Origin of the sequence: Streptococcus sp. ACS2, from assembly GCF_000525585.1 — a bacterium.
Classification (GTDB): domain Bacteria; phylum Bacillota; class Bacilli; order Lactobacillales; family Streptococcaceae; genus Streptococcus.
In genome coordinates, this window is sequence record NZ_JALT01000025.1 from 38,577 (window position 1) to 55,921 (window position 17,345).

Below are 17,345 nucleotides of genomic sequence, written 5' to 3' on the forward strand. Positions count from 1 at the left end.
CATTAGAAAAATCTCCCTCTTATTAAAATTGCAATCGTTTTCTTTGAGGTTGATGAGTATTTTGTTTATAATTAGGCTATCAAAAATAGAGGAGGACATTATTTTGTCATTAGTCGGAAAAGAAATTATTGAATTTTCAGCACAGGCTTATCACAACGGGGAATTCATTACTGTTACAGATGAAGATGTTAAAGGTAAATGGGCGGTCTTCTGCTTCTATCCTGCAGATTTTTCATTTGTCTGCCCAACTGAACTCGGCGACCTTCAAGAACAATATGAAGCTCTTAAATCTCTTGGTGTAGAGGTTTACTCTGTCTCTACCGATACTCACTTTGTTCACAAAGCTTGGCATGATGACTCAGATGTTGTTGGAACTATTACTTATCCTATGATTGGGGATCCTTCACACCACATCTCACAAGGTTTTGATGTTCTTGGACAAGATGGTCTCGCACAACGTGGTACATTCATTATTGATCCAGATGGTGTTATCCAAATGATGGAAATTAACGCTGATGGTATTGGACGCGATGCAAGTACTCTTGTTGATAAAGTCCGTGCTGCTCAATATATTCGTCAACATCCAGGTGAAGTTTGTCCAGCCAAATGGAAAGAAGGAGCTGAAACACTTACTCCTAGCTTAGATCTTGTAGGTAAAATTTAACAACCAGGGGGTATCCATGGTCTTAGATAAAGAAATCAAGACACAATTAGCGCAGTATTTAAATTTACTAGAATCTGATATTGTATTACAAACAGATTTAGGGGATGATGATAATTCTCGTAAAGTAAAAGAATTTCTAGACGAGATTGTTGCTATGTCTGACCGCATTAGTCTTGAATCAACACATTTAAAACGTCAACCTAGTTTTGGTATTGCACAAAAAGGGCAAAAAAGTCGTGTTATTTTCTCAGGCTTACCAATGGGCCACGAATTCACATCTTTCATTTTAGCTCTCTTGCAAGTTTCTGGTCGTCCACCTAAAGTTGATGAGGATATTATCGAACGTATCAAGAAGATTGATAAAACCATCGATTTAGAAACTTATGTTTCACTAACCTGTCACAATTGTCCAGACGTTGTTCAAGCCTTTAATATAATGGCTGTTTTAAACCCCAATATCACCCACACCATGATTGAAGGTGGTATGTATCAAGATGAGGTCAAAGCCAAAGGTATCATGTCTGTTCCTACGGTTTACAAAGACCAAGAAGAATTTACTTCTGGTCGTGCAACCATTGAACAGCTTGTAGAAAAGTTGGACGGACCACTTGAAGCTGAGGCTTTCGCTGATAAAGGTGTCTATGATGTTTTGGTTATTGGTGGTGGTCCTGCTGGAAACAGTGCTGCAATTTACGCTGCTCGTAAAGGGCTTAAAACTGGGCTTTTAGCAGAAACCTTTGGTGGACAAGTTATCGAGACAGTCGGCATTGAGAACATGATTGGTACGCTATATACAGAAGGTCCTAAGTTAATGGCCCAAGTTGAAGAGCATACAAAATCTTACAATGTTGATATCATCAAAAGTCAATTAGCTACTGGCATTGAGAAGAAAGAACTCATTGAAGTCACACTAGCTAACGGTGCCGTTCTACAGGCTAAAACTGCTATCCTAGCACTAGGAGCCAAATGGCGTAATATCAACGTTCCTGGTGAAGATGAATTCCGCAATAAAGGAGTTACTTACTGTCCACACTGCGATGGTCCTCTATTTGAAGGGAAAGATGTTGCTGTTATCGGTGGTGGTAACTCAGGTTTGGAAGCAGCTTTGGATTTAGCGGGTATTACTAAACACGTTACAGTCTTAGAGTTCTTGCCTGAATTAAAGGCAGATCAAGTCTTACAAGAACGAGCTGCTAAAACTGATAATCTAACCATTCTTAAGAACGTTGCAACCAAAGAAATTCTTGGTCAAGATCATGTGACTGGTTTGAGTTACGTTGAGCGTGATACAAACGAAGAAAAACATCTTGATCTTGAAGGTGTCTTTGTCCAAATTGGTCTTGTACCAAGTACTGCTTGGCTCAAAGACAGTGGTATTGAACTCAATGAACGCCAAGAAATTATCGTTGATAAATTTGGTTCAACAAATATCCCTGGTATTTTTGCCGCAGGTGACTGTACTGACAGCGCCTACAAGCAAATTATTATCTCCATGGGGTCTGGTGCTACGGCTGCTATTGGAGCCTTTGATTACTTGATTAGACAATAATCAACACTTACGTGTTAGTAATCTATCTACAACAGTTATAATTAATATAAAGAGGTTGAATGTCTTTCAACCTCTTTATGTTTCTTGTAAATAGGCAGTTTGAACAATCAACCAATCAATTTGATGAAAGAGACTTGACGAATCTTTTTTTTTTCGATAGAATGGTATCTGTTATGGCGGTATAGCCAAGTGGTAAGGCACGGCTCTGCAAAAGCTTGATCGTCGGTTCAAATCCGTCTACCGCCTTCATAATACGAAGACACCTTAGGGTGTCTTTTTTCATTATTTCATATAAAAATACCCGAAGCTAGAAACCTCGGGTATTCATTATTCTTATTTAATCGCTTCAATCAAAGCTTCCGCTTGATTCTGAAGGCTTTCAAGAACTTCTTCAGTTGCTAGGAATTTCCCATCCGCCCAGGCTGTATCATTTACACGTGTCGCTGTAAAGTCGCCAACCACTTGGGTACGGATAAATGGTAACAGGTCTTTGTAGACATCAAAAAGTTGATTGTGGCCACCATTAGCAACTGATGATACGGTTACAATCTTATCTTGAAGAGCTGATGGCCCTGAAGGATCTGATAGGTCAAGGGCACGGCTCAACCAGTCAAGCAAATTTTTCACTGGTCCAGGAATTGAGAAATTATAAACCGGAGAGAAAATCCAAATTGCGTCTGCTGCCAAGACCTGTTCTCGAACTTCTGCCAAAACTGGAAGAACTGGACTTTCTAAATCCTGATTAAAAACAGGTACTTGACTATAGTCAAGATAAGAAACATTAGCTTTACCAGCTAGCATTTTCTCAGCTTCTTCTGCTAATTGGTGGTTAAATGATCCCTTGCGAAGAGATCCAACGATAAATAGAATGTTTTTCATGATACGTTTCCTTTGTATTTCTAATAATTAATATTTACTACTACATAGTAATATATATAATTCCATTAGAAATATAAAGAAATATGCTCAGACATTCTTAAATTTTTTCAGGAGCTCTACCAACTGTGCCTGCTCTTCAGGTGTCAGAACGGAAAAAGTCTCCTCAATAGCTCGCTGATGTGGCGGGATTGCTGCTTGAATAATACGACGGCCCTCATCCGTCAAATCAACCTCGAAAGCACGCTTATCTGTTTGGCAGGCTTCTCGCGTCAACCAACCTTTTTTCTCCATATTTTTAATGACAACAGTCATATTCCCGGAGGTGGCAAGCATGCGGTCAATTAATTCGCCAATTTTCATACGTCCTTTAGCATTAAGCACGTCCATGACTCCAAATTGAGTTGGTGTCAAATTAAATTCTTTAAAAGTCTCAGAAACCTTGGCATCGATGGTACGAAAAGCCTTACGCATAACTACCATACTTTTTACAGCCATGTTTTTATCTAAGTCACTCATTTCTAGTCCTTTCCAAATAGATGCTGTTTTTATTACTCTACCACAGTTTTTCTAAAAGTGGTATATGAAAATGAAAAAATAAGAAAAAAGAGTCCTTAGATATCTAACCAATACCTCAGAACTCTTTCATTTCTAACTATTACGATTCCAAAAAAGGGCTAATAAGATAACAGCACCTAGTACTGAAGGAACGATAGCAGTATCTGCTAGCATCGGTCCCCAATTTCCAAAAAGAAGCTGACCAACAAAAGCACCTAGCCATCCAACAAAGGTCTTACCAATACAGCCCATATGTTCACCCCTATTTGATATAGCAGAGGCAATAAGGCCAATTAGAAAACCAACTATCATACTTCCAATCATGATAAATTCTCCATCATACTTAGATTACCCAATCCCCATTTCGGAAGATCGGTACACGACTACCATCTTGGCGGATACCATCAATATCCATTTGATTTGAACCAATCATAAAGTCTACGTGTACATCAGAACGATTAAGACCAGCTTCCTTAAGCTCCTCTTCTGTCATGTCTGCCCCTCCCTCAACACTGGTAGCATAGGCTGCTCCAATAGCTAGGTGGTTGGATGCATTCTCATCAAAAAGAGTGTTAAAGAAAGTGATGCCTGACTGTGAAATCGGACTTGGATCTGGAACCAAAGCACATTCACCTAGAGCACGCGCTCCATTATTGTTGAAGACGAGATTCTTCATCACCTCATCGCCCTGGTCCGCTGTGATATCTACAATTTCACCGTCTTTGAAGGTTACCTTGATTCCCTCAATAATATTGCCATTGTAACTTAGAGGCTTTGTACTTGAGACATAGCCATCTGCACGACGAAAATCTGGTGCCGTAAAGACTTCTTCTGTTGGCATATTAGGAAGGAAGCCTTCACCTTGCGCATTGATAGCACCTGCAGACTCCCAAACGTGATTTTTAGGCAATCCTAGAGTCAAATCTGTTCCAGGTGCTTGGTAATGCAAGGCTGAGAATTGTGCCTCATTGAGTAGGCGTGCTTTAGCATCCAAACGTTCAGCATGTTCCTTCCAAGCACGTACAGGATCCTCTTCATAAACACGACAGGTCTTGAAAATTTGGTCCCAAAGTAAATCTACAGCTTCCTCATCACTCGAAGCATCGGGAAAGACCTTCTTAGCCCATTCCTTACCAGCTGCAGCAGCTACAGTCCAACTAACCTTATTAGACTGAGTTGCCACCTGCATAGGTTTAAAGGCCACTCCAGTAGCTTTAGCATGGGCAGATAAACGTTCAGGAGCTACACCATTAAGGGCACCTGGATCTGATGAACGAACACCTAAGCGACTTGCCTTTTTGGCCAACAAATATTCCATCTCAGCTTTTTTATAGGCAGGAACCTCTTCGATGCGGTTCATATCAGCATGCAAGAAGCGCTCGCGATTAATAATATCATCTGACCATTGAACGATTACCTCAGCTGCTCCTAAAGCATAGGCTTCTTTTACTAAGAGGTGAGCTAGCTCTGCTTGTTCTACACCAATGCTCAAGGCCACTGTGTGACCAGGTTGCACATTAATCCCATTAGCAACCAGTAATTTAGCATATTTCTCAAGATTTTCTTTAAAATTTGGTAAAACCATGATTAACTCCTTGAAACTATAATTTTCTATCAGTATACCATAAGACGAAGAAAAAGGTTTCTTCTCAGCTTTGGCTTTTTAGCATCACATGCAGACCCCTAAACAAAAAGAGAACGGAGACTGACTCCATTCTCTCAAAGTTGATGACGATTCTCTTTAGCTATTAAAAGAAATCATCAAAAAGACTTAATTGATTATCTTCTGGCATATTTCCTAGGATTCCCATTTCATCCAATTTTTCAACCAAGGTTGATGATAGACCTCCTCGTTTACGCAATTCTGTTTTGGAAAGGAACTCACCTTCTTCACGCGCAGCAACCACTTGCTTAGCAACGTTCTCACCCAAACCTTCAAGTGCAATAAACGGTGGAATCAAGGTATCTCCTTCAATCAGGAATTCAGTTGCCTGACTCTTATAAAGATCTAACTGGCCAAAGGTAAAGCCACGTTCTAACATTTCATTAACAATCTCAAGCGTCGTAAATAAGTCATTTTCAACATTAGTCGCTTCATTTCGTTGGCGCTTCTCCTTAATATCTTCCATTCGAGCTTTAACAGCATCAAGACCCGCAGACATCGTTTTAAGCTCGAATGCTTTAGCTCGAATTGAAAAGTAGGCACAATAGTAATAAATAGGATGGTGCACTTTGAAATAAGCTACACGCAGGGCCATCATAACGTAGGCTGCCGCATGGGCTTTAGGGAACATGTATTTGATTTTACCACAAGATTCAATATACCAGTCTGGAACATTATTTTCACGCATGGCTTGAATATAGCCATTTCGCTCTTCTTCAGAAATTTTCAACCACATTCCCTTACGCACACGTTCCATAATGGTGAAGGCCATCTTAGGATCTAATCCCGCATGCATTAGGTATACCATGATATCGTCACGACAACCGATAACAGTTTTCAGAGTGGCAATACCTTCCTTGATCAAATCTTGTGCATTACCCAACCAAACGTCTGTACCATGAGACAAACCAGATAACTGTAAGAGTTCCGCAAAGGTCGTCGGATGCGTCTCGTCGACCATACCACGAACAAAGTTAGTCCCAAACTCAGGGATTCCTAACATTCCCGTTGGTGTCCCAATCTGTTCAGGTGTAACCCCCAAAATTTCAGTCCCTGAAAAAAGTTTCATCACATCTGGATCATCTGCTCGAATATCTTTGGGATCAATTCCCGATAAATCCTGCAACTTACGAATCATAGTCGGATCATCATGTCCCAGAATATCAAGCTTCAATACGTTCTCATCGATATCGTGGAAATTAAAGTGAGTCGTCTGCCAGGCAGCCGTTACATCATCAGCCGGATATTGAACAGGTGTGAAATCATAGACATCCATATAATTTGGAATAACAACGATACCACCCGGGTGCTGACCTGTGTTTCGCTTAACCCCAGCGGCACCCATGGCCAGACGATCGACCTCGGCATCACGGTAAAACTTATTGTAGTCACGTTCGTAACCTTTGACAAAACCATAAGCCGTCCGATCTGCAACAGTACCTACTGTTCCAGCACGAAAAGCATATTGCTCTCCAAAAATATCACGAACATCCAAGTGGGCTGATGGTTGATCATCACCGGAAAAGTTCAAATCGATATCCGGAACCTTATCCCCATCAAAACCTAGGAAAGTCTCGAAAGGAATATCCTGACCATCTTTTTTATACTCTGTTCCACATTCTGAACACTCCTTATCAGGCAAATCGAAGCCAGATCCATAAGAACCATCTGTAATGAACTCTGAGTGTTGACATTTAGGACATAAATAGTGTGGCGGCATCGGATTAACCTCAGTAATTCCAATCATCGTCGCAACAAAACTAGAACCGACAGATCCACGCGAACCAACTAGGTACCCACGTTCATTTGAACGGTTAACCAGCATCTGCGAAGCCAGGTAAATTACGGCAAAACCATTACCAAGAATTGAGGACAACTCTTTCTCAATTCGCAAATCAATAATATCAGGCAAAGGATTACCATAGAGCTCAAACGCTCTAGCATATGTCATCTCTGCAACCTGTTCTTCCGCACGATCAATGAAAGGTGTGTACAAGTCTTTTTTGACAACCTCGACCTCTTCAATTTGGTCTGCCATAGCCTGCGTATTAGTTACAACAATTTCATAGGCTAAGTCTTTTCCCAAAAAGGCAAAGTCATCTAGCATCTCATTCGTTGTTCTAAAATGCGCTTCAGGTAAAGGAGCAGGTTTCGCATTTTCTCCCTTACCGATTGGCCTATTAATCATTGCTCCTTGTCCCAAAGCACGAACAATGATTTCACGATAAATCGCATCCTCAGGATTGATATAATGTACATTTCCTGTAGCAAGCACAGGCTTGTCCAGACGACTAGCGACTTCAATCAAATCTCGAATCAGTTGTTCTATAGCCACCTCATCCTTAATTAAGTCCTTCGCAATCAATGGTGCATAAATCGCTGGTGGCATAACTTCAATAAAGTCATAATATTTAGCAACTTCAACTGCCTTGTCAATACCATGAGACAGAAGCGTATCAAAAACCTCACCATCAGCACAAGCAGAACCTACAATGATTCCCTCACGATACTCATCTAAGACCGTACGAGGAATACGTGCTACCCCCTCAAAGTATGAGACATTTGATAAACTTACCAACTTAAAGATATTCTTCAAGCCAGTTTGATTCTGAACATACAGCGTCGCATGTTTAACACGAGACTTTTTATACGAATCTTCAGAAACCAAATCCGTGTTCAACTGTTCCAAATTAGTCAAACCGTGCTTATCAAACACATCTTTTATGAAGATAAACAACAAACGGCCCGTTGCTTCCGCATCATAATTGGCCATGTGGTGGTGATCCAAAGCCACACCAAACCGCTTCGTCAAAGGACCCAAACCATGACGCTTATACTCAGGATAAAGATTTCGTGCAAATTCTAAAGTATCAATAACTGGTTGTGAAATTGTTGGTAACTGATGTCTTTCATAATTGGCATTCATAAACCCAACGTCAAAGGTCGCATTATGGGCTACTAGCACAGTTCCTTGACAGAATTCTTGAAACTCCTGTAAAACTTGGACTAAAGGTTTAGCACCTTTTACATGATTATCAGTAATACCTGTCAACTCAGTAGTAAAAGCAGAAAGAGGATGCCCAGGGTCTATAAATTCATCAAATTGCTCAATAATATTACCTTTATGCATTTTTGATGCCGCAATCTGAATCAAATCATTATGAACAGCAGACAAGCCCGTTGTCTCAACGTCAAATACAACATAAGTAGCTTCTTTTAATTCCAAATTCTGGGAATTATAAACAATAGGAACTTTATCCTCAACAAGATTGGCTTCAAGACCAAAAATAGCTTTAATACCAGCTTTCTTAGCCCTATGGTAGCCATGAGGAAAACTCTGAACATTAGCGTGATCAGTTATAGCAACAGCTGGATGCCCCCAAGAAGCAGCAGTATCAATAAGCTCTTCCACAGTTGGCATGGCATCCATAGTCGACATGTTAGTATGTGCATGAAATTCTACACGCTTTTGTCCCTCAGGCATCAAATCCTTGCGAGGTGTGTGCGAAATCTCTTTGATATCTTGTACATTCATTGTCAGACTATGAGTGAAAGGATTATTCTCAATACGACCGCGAACTCTTACCCAGTTCCCCTTTTTTATCATATCGAACTTAGCAAGCTCATCACTATCTTTAACCCAGCGCTGCATTGCAAAACTAGAGGTATAATCAGTTACCTTGAAATTAATAATAATTCGACCCGTCTTAGTTTCACGTTGCTCTACATCAAAAATATATCCTTCAAAAACAACACGATTCTCTTCAGAATTAATATCAACCATTGGCGTTATTTCTGCCTTATCAAAACTAGCTTGACGTTGACTTTGCTTCTCAGCAAAATTTTGGGCCGGTTCATTCACAGGACTCGGTGCTGGAGCACTCTCAAGAATAGATTGAAGAGCCTGTCTTGCCTGAGATTCAGCTTGTTCTTGTAAAGAAACCTTGTTTGTTTCATAAGCCTCTTCTATAGAAGATGACGCTTCCTTATCTTCAAGAACAGAAATTGATACGTCAGATAAACCAACTTGAGAAAGAGATTTAGAAATCAAAGAAATAAATCTATCCTGTAAGTTTTCTTTAATAATATGCGCTGGAGCCTTAACACAAATACTATTATTTGAAATTTCAACCTTTAGATTTGAGAATAAAGAATAAATAGAAAAGTGAGAAACTTTTAAATTATCCAAGGCATATGAAAAATAATCTCCAAGTAAAGAATCATCGCAAGAAGTAGAAAGTAAACGAATCTCAAAAGAAGCTTTGGCACCTAAAGAATTGAAGGAAGAATGAAGTAAACTATCAAAAAGCACAAAAGACTCATAAGAAAGAACACTACGAAAAGAAAAAACAAAAAACCACAGCCGTTTTGATTTAAATAGTTTTACTGTTTCGATAGAACCATCTTTAATTTCTTTAAAAGCATCGTGTTCCTCAGGAAAACGAATTTGTTTTAAGAGAAGCTGAAATTTATCAGACATAAAAATTAAACTCCTATAGACAAAAAAACACTCCTTAAGGAGTGTAACTTATACCGGCGGCCGGGGTCGAACCGGCACGTCCTTGCGGACACTGGATTTTGAGTTACATCACTACATTATTTAAATCTTACAACCTTGATTTAATAGCGTTTTAGGACTTTTGAATCTTGCAAAATAGACTCATTTTTCAAATTTTTGTAACTTTTTGGTAACTCTATTGTATCAAAAAGTTTTTACATATGCTACTATCTTCGTTATAGCTAACTTTAATTCTCATTTATTAAGTATACCTAAGTTTTATGTTTAAATTTTGTATAGAATAGCTGTACCTCTTAATAGAGTTGTGATTACGCTTTCAACTAAGCCTCGTTTATGATACTATTATAGTAATAGAAAAAATCCTTAGTTCGCTAAAGGCCTTTATTCGAGATCCAGATAAAAAAGAAATTTTATCCATTAAAAATACGTTTCATAAGTTACTTACTTGATATTAATAGAATTCCAATTTATATAATTAAATCAAAGATGACACTGGAATCAGGAGGATTTATTATGGTTAATAATGTAGCTGTTAAAGTCTCAAACCTTTCAAAAGAATTTTTGTTAGGGCAAGACAAAACTGTCTCTATTTTGAAAGATGTTTCTTTATCTGTCAATTATGGGGAATTTATATCAATACTTGGTGTCAGTGGTTCTGGAAAGTCTACTTTGCTAAGTTGCTTATCAAGTTTATCTGAACCAACAAGTGGCGAAGTTGTTATCAATGGTATAAATCCATATACCTTAAAAGAAGGGAAGCTTGCTAAATTTAGAAGGCAAGATATTGCAATTATTTTTCAAAACTATAATCTGGTACCCGCTCTACCTGTACTAGAAAATGTTACACTTCCTCTGAGACTCTCAGGAAAGAGTGTTGATAGCAATAAAGTAAAAAAAATGTTGGATAGTTTGAATTTTAAAGCAGAACTATCATCATTAGTTGCTACCTTATCAGGTGGAGAACAGCAAAAAGTGGCTATTACTCGTGCAATAATAGCTGATAGTAAAATTATTTTTGCTGATGAGCCAACAGGAGCTCTGGACAGCGTCTCAAGAAAACTTATTTTTGAAACACTTCGTAATTTAGCGAGTCAAGGAAAATGTGTTCTTATGGTCACTCATGATATTGAGTTGGCTTCAAAAACTGACAGAGCACTCATTTTAAAAGACGGAAAAATATCTCGACAAATTATTAAACCTTCAGCTGATGAGCTCTACCAAGCACTTGAAACTAGTAAAGATTAATTTGAGGAGGATTTATTATGCTAAAATTAATCATTTACCAATTTCAGTACTCAAAAAGACAATGGTTAGGAACAATACCATTACTATTTGTATCTAGCCTGATTGTTGGAACATCTTTATTTGGTATTGCTAGTGCAATAAAGACTGCTAATATTAACGCTTCACAACTTTTTCAAATGCTAATAGTTTTTGGCGGGACTACTCTATTTTTCCTTATTTCAAATAATATAAGACTGCTAATAGATATCTTTAAAAAGGATTACCAATTATGGGCTACCCTAGGCGCAAGCAGAACTCAGCTATCTTTATTAGTATCTGGACAGTTTTATTTAATGGCAGTGATTGTTAGTAGTATTGGTACAATACTTTCATTTATCATGGCGGATAGTTACTACAAATTTTTACAAAATTTATTAGGAAGAGATGAGTTACCTGATTTAGTTATTACAGCCAACATTCAATCAATTTTATTGAGTGTTTTCATAGTCCCAACAATTGTCGGGATAGGGGCTTACTTTTATTCAAGTCGTATACTTAAAATATCATCAATATTAAAACCAAAAAAGAAAAAAAGAAAAGTTACAGTAACTGGTTTTGTTAACATCTCTGTTCGTTTAATCCTATGGTTACTATGTATAGGTTTGATTGTTTCAGCAAGTTTTAGCAGAAATAAAGAAATAATTTCAACACAGTCAAGCATAATATTATTTTTATTAATTATTCACATCCTTATTATTCAATCACTATCTCCATCAATTCAAGTGTTTCTAATAAAATTTTTAATGAGGATATTTCCAACTGAAAATTATGTAATCAATACAGGCTTTTGGAATCTACTATCCAATCCTAGTTATTTAAAAAGTATACAAACTTCAATGAGCATGGGAGTAACTCTCATTTCTGGGTTTATTCTTTACACCCAAAATATGTATTCATTCATGAATAAAGCAAACGGTGTACTCGAAGCAAGAGCTTCCTTTATTGCTTATCTGTCTGCTCCAATTATTCTGATTATTACTAGTTCTATTTCTCTTACAATTTTATCTTCTAATAAAGATATTGAAGACATTAAACAGTTAAAGACACTGGGAGTGTCAAGATCACAACTTTTTAAAATACGTATAGGCGAGGCAATAATACATTCGGTGTTAATTTTATTAGTATCAGTAATTTTCAATTTAATTATTTTAATTTTAGTTAGCTTTATTGGCCAACTTTTAGGCCAAAATGTAGTAGATATATCGGGTTTTTGGCAACCGAGTCTTATAGTTATTTCTTTGTTAGTTATTTTTTATAGTATTACAAAGGGATTTTATATATTTCGAGATAGATAAATTGAAATAGTTATTGATTCAAAAAGAACACACTTATTGACATTGAAACAAAAGCAATACTAAAATGAAAAAGACAAGGATGAAGCACCTTGTCTTTTTAAAATACTAGCAACTTAGACTAACATAGTTCCATAAGTGAAACTAAAAATATAACAAACCATCAATCTGCATTAAAATAATCAGAAACCTCTTTAAAAAGAGTCTGCAATATTTCTTGCTCTTCTTCATCTAAATTATTTTCAGAGACTAGCTCATCCAAATACTTAGGTAGAGTAGAATGGTTTTTAATTCCATTCATGACAATTGCAAATTTCAGATCATCTAGTTCAGTTTTATTAAACTCTTTTAGCTTCTTCAAATCAATTCTAGTGATTGGATGTGGGACAACATCTAGAGTACTGTAAATCGTTTTTCCTAATAAATAATCTGTCGTGGTATCAAATAATTTTGCTAATTTGACAACGGCTTCTAAACTAGGCTCTAAAGTTCCGTTTTCCCAACGAGAATAAGTACCTTGTTGTACATCAATCATCTCGGAAACTTGTACCTGAGTTAATTTCTTACCCTTTCTCAGTTCCTTAAGACGATCTCCAAAAGAATTATTATTAAACATTGTTTCCTCTTTAATATTCGATTCTGTATATTTGGTCTTGACAAAATATTCTAAACGGTATAAAATAGAATTATTCCATAAGGAATATTTATTTTGAGATTAAATATTCCATTGAGAATATTATATCATAAAAGGAGGTAAAAGCATATGTGACTAATAGTTCGATTTAAAAAATTTTAATAAAGGAGGTAAGATTCGACAAAATAAAAAAATCTTGAAACAAATGTGCCGTTCGTTCCAAGATCAAAACATATTATGTAACAATTATACCACAGAAAACTCTTCAGTTGCACAAGAAAATTTCGGAGGTTTCACAAAAAGATGACCAATAAAGAGTTAGTCAATCAAATTTCTGGCCTAAACTCTACCTCTACTCTTAAAAATTGGATTCAACTGATTAAAGAGATAAGTGGCAAGGAATTTAAAAAAATTAAAATTCCTATCAGTAGAAATCCCAGAACTCATCAATTAAGTTATACAGTTGCCTATGACTTTACAAACGAAGACCTTAGACAATTTCAAAAGTTAGCTAACCTAAAACTTGAAATAGGTCTAAAAGAGGCTATACAAGCCGTATTTGGGAGTCTAGCAGATAATGAGCACGAATCCCTAAACCAAGTAATAGATGAGCTCTATGATGAACTGAGCGCCTTAAAACAGGAATTTAAGCGAGAAATACGACTGATAAAAAATGAGAATGCCAGTCTAAAAAAGAAAATCCAAGATATTGAAGAGTCGATGCAAACCGGCTTACTAGGGTTTGTTCAGAAGAGGTCAAAAAATAGGTTCGGCTAATAGCGAGTTTTCGGCTGAGCCATGAGGCAGAAAGCCGAAAATGAGCGTAGATGCGGACGGACCATTTTTGACCGATAGGGTGTGTAGTAACACCACCCTCTGCAAGTTAGGTGTACCATCGAAAGAATTCAGTATTTCCAAGGGTTTCAGAAATTTTAAGGGTGGCAAAATTAGGCAAAAAGTTGAATCAAAATTTATGGCAAAAAATGAACACTTACGTTCTGTATTTGACTGGATTCAAATTCAGTTTGATAAGACTGAATTTTCGTCAAGAGAAATAATCGAAGACATTCTATTTCTTGACTATGACCTATTTATTGAGAATAAAGGGAGCCTTAAATACTATAACTATGATAGCCAGCTTCATTATGGGAATATCCGTATCTACTATGGAGCGAAAGAGTCGTCCTACATGCTTGTCATGTCAGGACAGGCACTCGAGTTCTATAGAGATATGGTATTAGATCCAAATAGTCTGTCCGAAATACAGTTTCTGGACAACCTCTACTACAATTACAATCAATTTTCAGTAAGACGAATTGATATTGCAATAGATGATTTTAATGAAACACCCTATTTCACTCCTAATCAGCTTCTAAAGATTTGTCAGAAGAAACGCTTTATATATGGAAAAAGCACCTACTACAATACCTACGGAGATGAAACAATCGGCCAGACCTTATATTTGAGAAAGCCCAATGATGATGAAAGACTTAGAATTTACGATAAACGCTTAGAACGAGCTGAGAAACTCGGTATCAGCAAGCGGTATATAGAAAATTGGATAAGAACTGAGTTAGAACTTAGGAAAGAAAAAGCTCACTACTTCATTCAAGAATGGTTGCATTCAGAAATAGACCTTCTCAACTTTACCAAGGGATATCTCAAGGAAAAAGTGAGGTTCTATAGTGATAGTCACTTCTCAAAACCTTTGAGATCTTGGGAAAAGTTTTTAGGTCACTCAAAACCTGTCTCTATCATTATTTCAAAACCAAAAACAGAACTAGAACAAAAATTAGAATGGTTTACCTATAAAGGTTCTGGAGCTATTCTAAAAGCGTATAAGTTTCTATACGACAATAACTTACTGCATGAGTATGAGAAAGCTAACTATCTCGAACTCAACAATATGGAATATCCACCAGATTTAGCAAGTGGATTAATAGAAAGGGTAATTCTCTTTAAAAGAGAAGATTTAATCCCTACAATCAAAGAAAATATCAAAAGGAGAAATTAACTATGGCAAAAATGCTTTCACAAAATGACTGGAATTTTAATAACATTGGAACAAAATTTGAATTGGATGAAGTTATTCCAAAATTTGAAACGGAAGTCCGAGCAGATGCAAACGGAGAAATTATCAAAAACCGAGATGGTAGCGAAAGACGTTTTAATACCGATAAAATCATTGGTTGGAAATACAATGTAACAATCAAGGATGGACAATTCAAAAAGAAATCAACCCAAGTCTCAGTAGACAATCCAGAAGCTTTAGTCGATAATGACTATATTCAGGCAATGGACGAGGTACCAGTTACATTTGACAATTTACAAGCTACTATGATTAGTTCTACAATGTATTACAAGGCGGATGCTATCCATTTAGTAGATGTAAAACAAAAATAAGTAAAATACAGGGGAGTTAATCCTCCCCTTACTTAATCTAATTAGAAAAGGAGATCACATGATTAAAACTGTAACAAAAGATGACCTTATCGAACTTGGATTTGCTCCAGGAACTGCAAGAAAGATTATCCATACCGGCAAATTACTATTAGTGAATCGTGGTTTTAACATCTACGATAACAAACGGATTGGTACAATTCCAGCCAGTGTCGCAGAAGAACTATTAGGAATTGAACTCCAGAAAGAAGCCTAATGAATGACTATTCGTAAAACTAAAAGTGGTAAATGGACCGTTGATGTTTCTAATGGATTCCACCCAGTCACACAAAAAAGAATACGTATCATTCGGAAAGGATTAAAATCTAAAAAGGAAGCCCTAGAGCTAGAACAACATATTCGAGTTGTAGAATTGAAAGAAAAACAATTTGACTTTGTAGTGACAACAGATATGTTATTCGACTTACTTGAAGAAGATGATCTGAAAAATGGCAGAAAAATAAGCTATACAAGTACACAAAGAAACAATTATGAGCGTCATATTAAGCCTTATTTTAAAGATACAAATTTAAATAAATTAACGTATGACCATATATTCGAGTTTCGTGAATACCTAAAAACAAAACCTAAAAAACAAAATGAAAATGAAACATTAAGTTATAATACAATTAATAAAATTATAATTCTACTTAAAAAAATTTTTGATACTGGTATAAGAAAATCCCTCATTGATAAAAATCCTGTTGAGAATCTGAGAAAATTACCAATTAGGAAGCCTAATATCACATTTTGGAGTATAGAAGAATTCACGAGATTTAGAGAACTTATTCGAGATGATGAAATAAGCTATGACCTGTTTTTCGTAATTGCTTTCTTTACTGGGATGAGAATGGGAGAAATCCTCGCATTGAACTGGAATGATATAAATCTTTTAACAAATACGATTTACGTTACCAAAACGGTATACTTTGTCAATAATACAAGCTACATTAATACAACAAAAACACGATCAGGAACTAGAAATATAACAATAAATCAGAAATTAGCAGAAATGCTAAAAGATTGGAAAGTAAAACAAAAAGAAAAACTTGAGGAATTTACGAAAAAAACAGATGAACTACAAATAATACAGAGCACACCAATAACAATTACAAAAAATATGATTGATAAGAAGTTTAAGCAAATACTAGAAAGGGATAAAGATTTAAAGAAAATAAGAATTCATGATTTGAGACACTCTCATGCATCATTACTAATAAATCAAGGAGAGGATTACCTTGTTGTCAAAGAAAGATTAGGACACGCATCTATTACAACAACAATTGATACTTATTCTCATTTGTACCCTAGCAAACAGAAAACATTGGCTAATAAACTTGACGATTTATTTTAAAATGGAAAAAATTGGTAACTCAACAAAAACAGAGAAAAAAAGACAAGGTCCGAAAACCTTGTCTTTAATACTATACCGGCGGCCGGGGTCGAACCGGCACGTCCTTGCGGACACTGGATTTTGAGTCCAGCGCGTCTGCCAATTCCGCCACGCCGGCAAAGTATAACTGGGGTAGCTGGATTCGAACCAACGCATGAGGGAGTCAAAGTCCCTTGCCTTACCGCTTGGCTATACCCCAAAAATATAGGCGAATGAGGGGAATCGAACCCCCGAATGTCAGAGCCACAATCTGATGTGTTAACCACTTCACCACATTCGCCACTTTACTAACACGGGCAGTAGGAATTGAACCCACACTGAAGGTTTTGGAGACCTTAGTTCTACCTTTAAACTATGCCCGTAACTATGGAAGGGGAGGGATTCGAACCCCCGAACCCGAAGGAGCGGATTTACAGTCCGCCGCGTTTAGCCTCTTCGCTACCCTTCCAAAATATAAACAAATGGCGCGAACTT

General features: G+C 36.8%; 15 protein-coding genes and 6 tRNA genes. 10 read left to right on the forward strand and 11 right to left on the reverse strand.

Translation table 11 applies throughout. The features are described from left to right. The first annotated feature begins 103 nt into the window (after positions 1 to 103). From ahpC to HMPREF1517_RS04995, 3 genes are all read left to right on the forward strand, one after another. The gene (gene ahpC / locus HMPREF1517_RS04985) at positions 104 to 664 is read left to right on the forward strand and encodes an alkyl hydroperoxide reductase subunit C (protein WP_037599758.1); all 561 of its coding nucleotides are present in this window, start codon (positions 104 to 106) and stop codon (positions 662 to 664) included. Positions 665 to 680: 16 nt separating this feature from the next. Beyond that, a complete protein-coding gene (ahpF, locus tag HMPREF1517_RS04990; protein ID WP_037599760.1) occupies positions 681 to 2,213 on the forward strand; it encodes an alkyl hydroperoxide reductase subunit F in 1,533 nt (510 codons plus the stop codon). Positions 2,214 to 2,388: 175 nt separating this feature from the next. Beyond that, a tRNA-Cys gene (locus tag HMPREF1517_RS04995) sits at positions 2,389 to 2,459 on the forward strand. Between the two features lie 87 nt (positions 2,460 to 2,546). On the opposite strand, the gene HMPREF1517_RS05000 is transcribed toward HMPREF1517_RS04995, so the two are convergent. The 5 genes from HMPREF1517_RS05000 to HMPREF1517_RS05020 all read right to left on the reverse strand — a co-directional run bounded on the left by HMPREF1517_RS05000 (position 2,547) and on the right by HMPREF1517_RS05020 (position 9,790). Further along, entirely contained in the window at positions 2,547 to 3,092 is a 546-nt protein-coding gene (locus HMPREF1517_RS05000) for an NAD(P)H-dependent oxidoreductase (RefSeq protein ID WP_037599762.1), read from the reverse strand. 87 nt (positions 3,093 to 3,179) lie between these two features. Then, positions 3,180 to 3,608 (reverse strand): MarR family winged helix-turn-helix transcriptional regulator, encoded by a 429-nt coding sequence (locus tag HMPREF1517_RS05005; protein WP_002886332.1) that lies wholly within the window; start codon positions 3,606 to 3,608, stop codon positions 3,180 to 3,182. Positions 3,609 to 3,740: 132 nt separating this feature from the next. Further along, the gene (locus HMPREF1517_RS05010) at positions 3,741 to 3,971 is read right to left on the reverse strand and encodes a GlsB/YeaQ/YmgE family stress response membrane protein (protein ID WP_002886331.1); all 231 of its coding nucleotides are present in this window, start codon (positions 3,969 to 3,971) and stop codon (positions 3,741 to 3,743) included. 19 nt (positions 3,972 to 3,990) lie between these two features. Beyond that, positions 3,991 to 5,232 carry an aminopeptidase gene (locus HMPREF1517_RS05015; protein ID WP_037599765.1) on the reverse strand — a complete coding sequence of 414 codons (1,242 nt, stop codon included), beginning with the start codon at positions 5,230 to 5,232 and terminating at the stop codon, positions 3,991 to 3,993. A 163-nt stretch (positions 5,233 to 5,395) separates the two neighbouring features. After that, the gene (locus tag HMPREF1517_RS05020) at positions 5,396 to 9,790 is read right to left on the reverse strand and encodes a PolC-type DNA polymerase III (protein ID WP_037599767.1); all 4,395 of its coding nucleotides are present in this window, start codon (positions 9,788 to 9,790) and stop codon (positions 5,396 to 5,398) included. Between the two features lie 552 nt (positions 9,791 to 10,342). Between HMPREF1517_RS05020 and HMPREF1517_RS05025 the strand changes: the two genes are divergently transcribed. Further along, a complete protein-coding gene (locus tag HMPREF1517_RS05025) occupies positions 10,343 to 11,074 on the forward strand; it encodes an ABC transporter ATP-binding protein (RefSeq protein ID WP_037599769.1) in 732 nt (243 codons plus the stop codon). A gap of 17 nt (positions 11,075 to 11,091) precedes the next feature. Beyond that, entirely contained in the window at positions 11,092 to 12,408 is a 1,317-nt protein-coding gene (locus HMPREF1517_RS05030) for an FtsX-like permease family protein (RefSeq protein WP_037599772.1), read from the forward strand. 160 nt (positions 12,409 to 12,568) lie between these two features. On the opposite strand, the gene HMPREF1517_RS05035 is transcribed toward HMPREF1517_RS05030, so the two are convergent. After that, positions 12,569 to 13,021 carry a helix-turn-helix domain-containing protein gene (locus tag HMPREF1517_RS05035; RefSeq protein WP_037599774.1) on the reverse strand — a complete coding sequence of 151 codons (453 nt, stop codon included), beginning with the start codon at positions 13,019 to 13,021 and terminating at the stop codon, positions 12,569 to 12,571. A gap of 321 nt (positions 13,022 to 13,342) precedes the next feature. On the opposite strand from HMPREF1517_RS05035, the gene HMPREF1517_RS05040 reads away from it, so the two are divergent. The 5 genes from HMPREF1517_RS05040 to HMPREF1517_RS05060 are packed head-to-tail and all read left to right on the forward strand — an operon-like array spanning position 13,343 to position 16,832. Next, positions 13,343 to 13,816, forward strand: coding sequence for a hypothetical protein (locus HMPREF1517_RS05040; RefSeq protein ID WP_037599776.1), 474 nt, complete (start codon positions 13,343 to 13,345; stop codon positions 13,814 to 13,816). Positions 13,817 to 13,856: 40 nt separating this feature from the next. Beyond that, a complete protein-coding gene (locus tag HMPREF1517_RS05045; RefSeq protein WP_037599778.1) occupies positions 13,857 to 15,053 on the forward strand; it encodes a replication initiation factor domain-containing protein in 1,197 nt (398 codons plus the stop codon). Between the two features lie 2 nt (positions 15,054 to 15,055). Then, positions 15,056 to 15,442, forward strand: a complete 387-nt coding sequence (locus tag HMPREF1517_RS05050) for a hypothetical protein (RefSeq protein WP_006595173.1) — start codon at positions 15,056 to 15,058, stop codon at positions 15,440 to 15,442. A gap of 58 nt (positions 15,443 to 15,500) precedes the next feature. After that, positions 15,501 to 15,695, forward strand: coding sequence for a DUF3173 domain-containing protein (locus tag HMPREF1517_RS05055; protein ID WP_000598356.1), 195 nt, complete (start codon positions 15,501 to 15,503; stop codon positions 15,693 to 15,695). 3 nt (positions 15,696 to 15,698) lie between these two features. Next, entirely contained in the window at positions 15,699 to 16,832 is a 1,134-nt protein-coding gene (locus HMPREF1517_RS05060; protein WP_037599781.1) for a tyrosine-type recombinase/integrase, read from the forward strand. A 73-nt stretch (positions 16,833 to 16,905) separates the two neighbouring features. On the opposite strand, the gene HMPREF1517_RS05065 is transcribed toward HMPREF1517_RS05060, so the two are convergent. The 5 genes from HMPREF1517_RS05065 to HMPREF1517_RS05085 form a co-directional block, all read right to left on the reverse strand. Beyond that, a tRNA-Leu gene (locus HMPREF1517_RS05065) sits at positions 16,906 to 16,989 on the reverse strand. 9 nt (positions 16,990 to 16,998) lie between these two features. Beyond that, positions 16,999 to 17,070: transfer RNA gene (locus tag HMPREF1517_RS05070), tRNA-Gln, on the reverse strand. An 8-nt stretch (positions 17,071 to 17,078) separates the two neighbouring features. Beyond that, positions 17,079 to 17,151, reverse strand: a tRNA-His gene (locus HMPREF1517_RS05075). A gap of 11 nt (positions 17,152 to 17,162) precedes the next feature. Then, a tRNA-Trp gene (locus tag HMPREF1517_RS05080) sits at positions 17,163 to 17,233 on the reverse strand. A gap of 5 nt (positions 17,234 to 17,238) precedes the next feature. Then, a tRNA-Tyr gene (locus tag HMPREF1517_RS05085) sits at positions 17,239 to 17,319 on the reverse strand. Positions 17,320 to 17,345: the final 26 nt, after the last annotated feature.

What these genes read in the sequence shown, in the direction of transcription:
- HMPREF1517_RS05015 (WP_037599765.1), bottom strand. Translation starts at nt 5,232, where the DNA reads ATGGTTTTACCAAATTTTAAAGAAAATCTTGAGAAATATGCTAAATTA.
- ahpF (WP_037599760.1), top strand. Translation starts at nt 681, where the DNA reads ATGGTCTTAGATAAAGAAATCAAGACACAATTAGCGCAGTATTTAAAT.
- HMPREF1517_RS05045 (WP_037599778.1), top strand. Translation starts at nt 13,857, where the DNA reads ATGAGCGTAGATGCGGACGGACCATTTTTGACCGATAGGGTGTGTAGT.
- HMPREF1517_RS05010 (WP_002886331.1), bottom strand. Translation starts at nt 3,971, where the DNA reads ATGATTGGAAGTATGATAGTTGGTTTTCTAATTGGCCTTATTGCCTCT.
- HMPREF1517_RS05040 (WP_037599776.1), top strand. Translation starts at nt 13,343, where the DNA reads ATGACCAATAAAGAGTTAGTCAATCAAATTTCTGGCCTAAACTCTACC.
- HMPREF1517_RS05000 (WP_037599762.1), bottom strand. Translation starts at nt 3,092, where the DNA reads ATGAAAAACATTCTATTTATCGTTGGATCTCTTCGCAAGGGATCATTT.
- HMPREF1517_RS05005 (WP_002886332.1), bottom strand. Translation starts at nt 3,608, where the DNA reads ATGAGTGACTTAGATAAAAACATGGCTGTAAAAAGTATGGTAGTTATG.
- HMPREF1517_RS05020 (WP_037599767.1), bottom strand. Translation starts at nt 9,790, where the DNA reads ATGTCTGATAAATTTCAGCTTCTCTTAAAACAAATTCGTTTTCCTGAG.
- HMPREF1517_RS05025 (WP_037599769.1), top strand. Translation starts at nt 10,343, where the DNA reads ATGGTTAATAATGTAGCTGTTAAAGTCTCAAACCTTTCAAAAGAATTT.
- HMPREF1517_RS05060 (WP_037599781.1), top strand. Translation starts at nt 15,699, where the DNA reads ATGACTATTCGTAAAACTAAAAGTGGTAAATGGACCGTTGATGTTTCT.
- HMPREF1517_RS05030 (WP_037599772.1), top strand. Translation starts at nt 11,092, where the DNA reads ATGCTAAAATTAATCATTTACCAATTTCAGTACTCAAAAAGACAATGG.
- HMPREF1517_RS05055 (WP_000598356.1), top strand. Translation starts at nt 15,501, where the DNA reads ATGATTAAAACTGTAACAAAAGATGACCTTATCGAACTTGGATTTGCT.
- HMPREF1517_RS05035 (WP_037599774.1), bottom strand. Translation starts at nt 13,021, where the DNA reads ATGTTTAATAATAATTCTTTTGGAGATCGTCTTAAGGAACTGAGAAAG.
- HMPREF1517_RS05050 (WP_006595173.1), top strand. Translation starts at nt 15,056, where the DNA reads ATGGCAAAAATGCTTTCACAAAATGACTGGAATTTTAATAACATTGGA.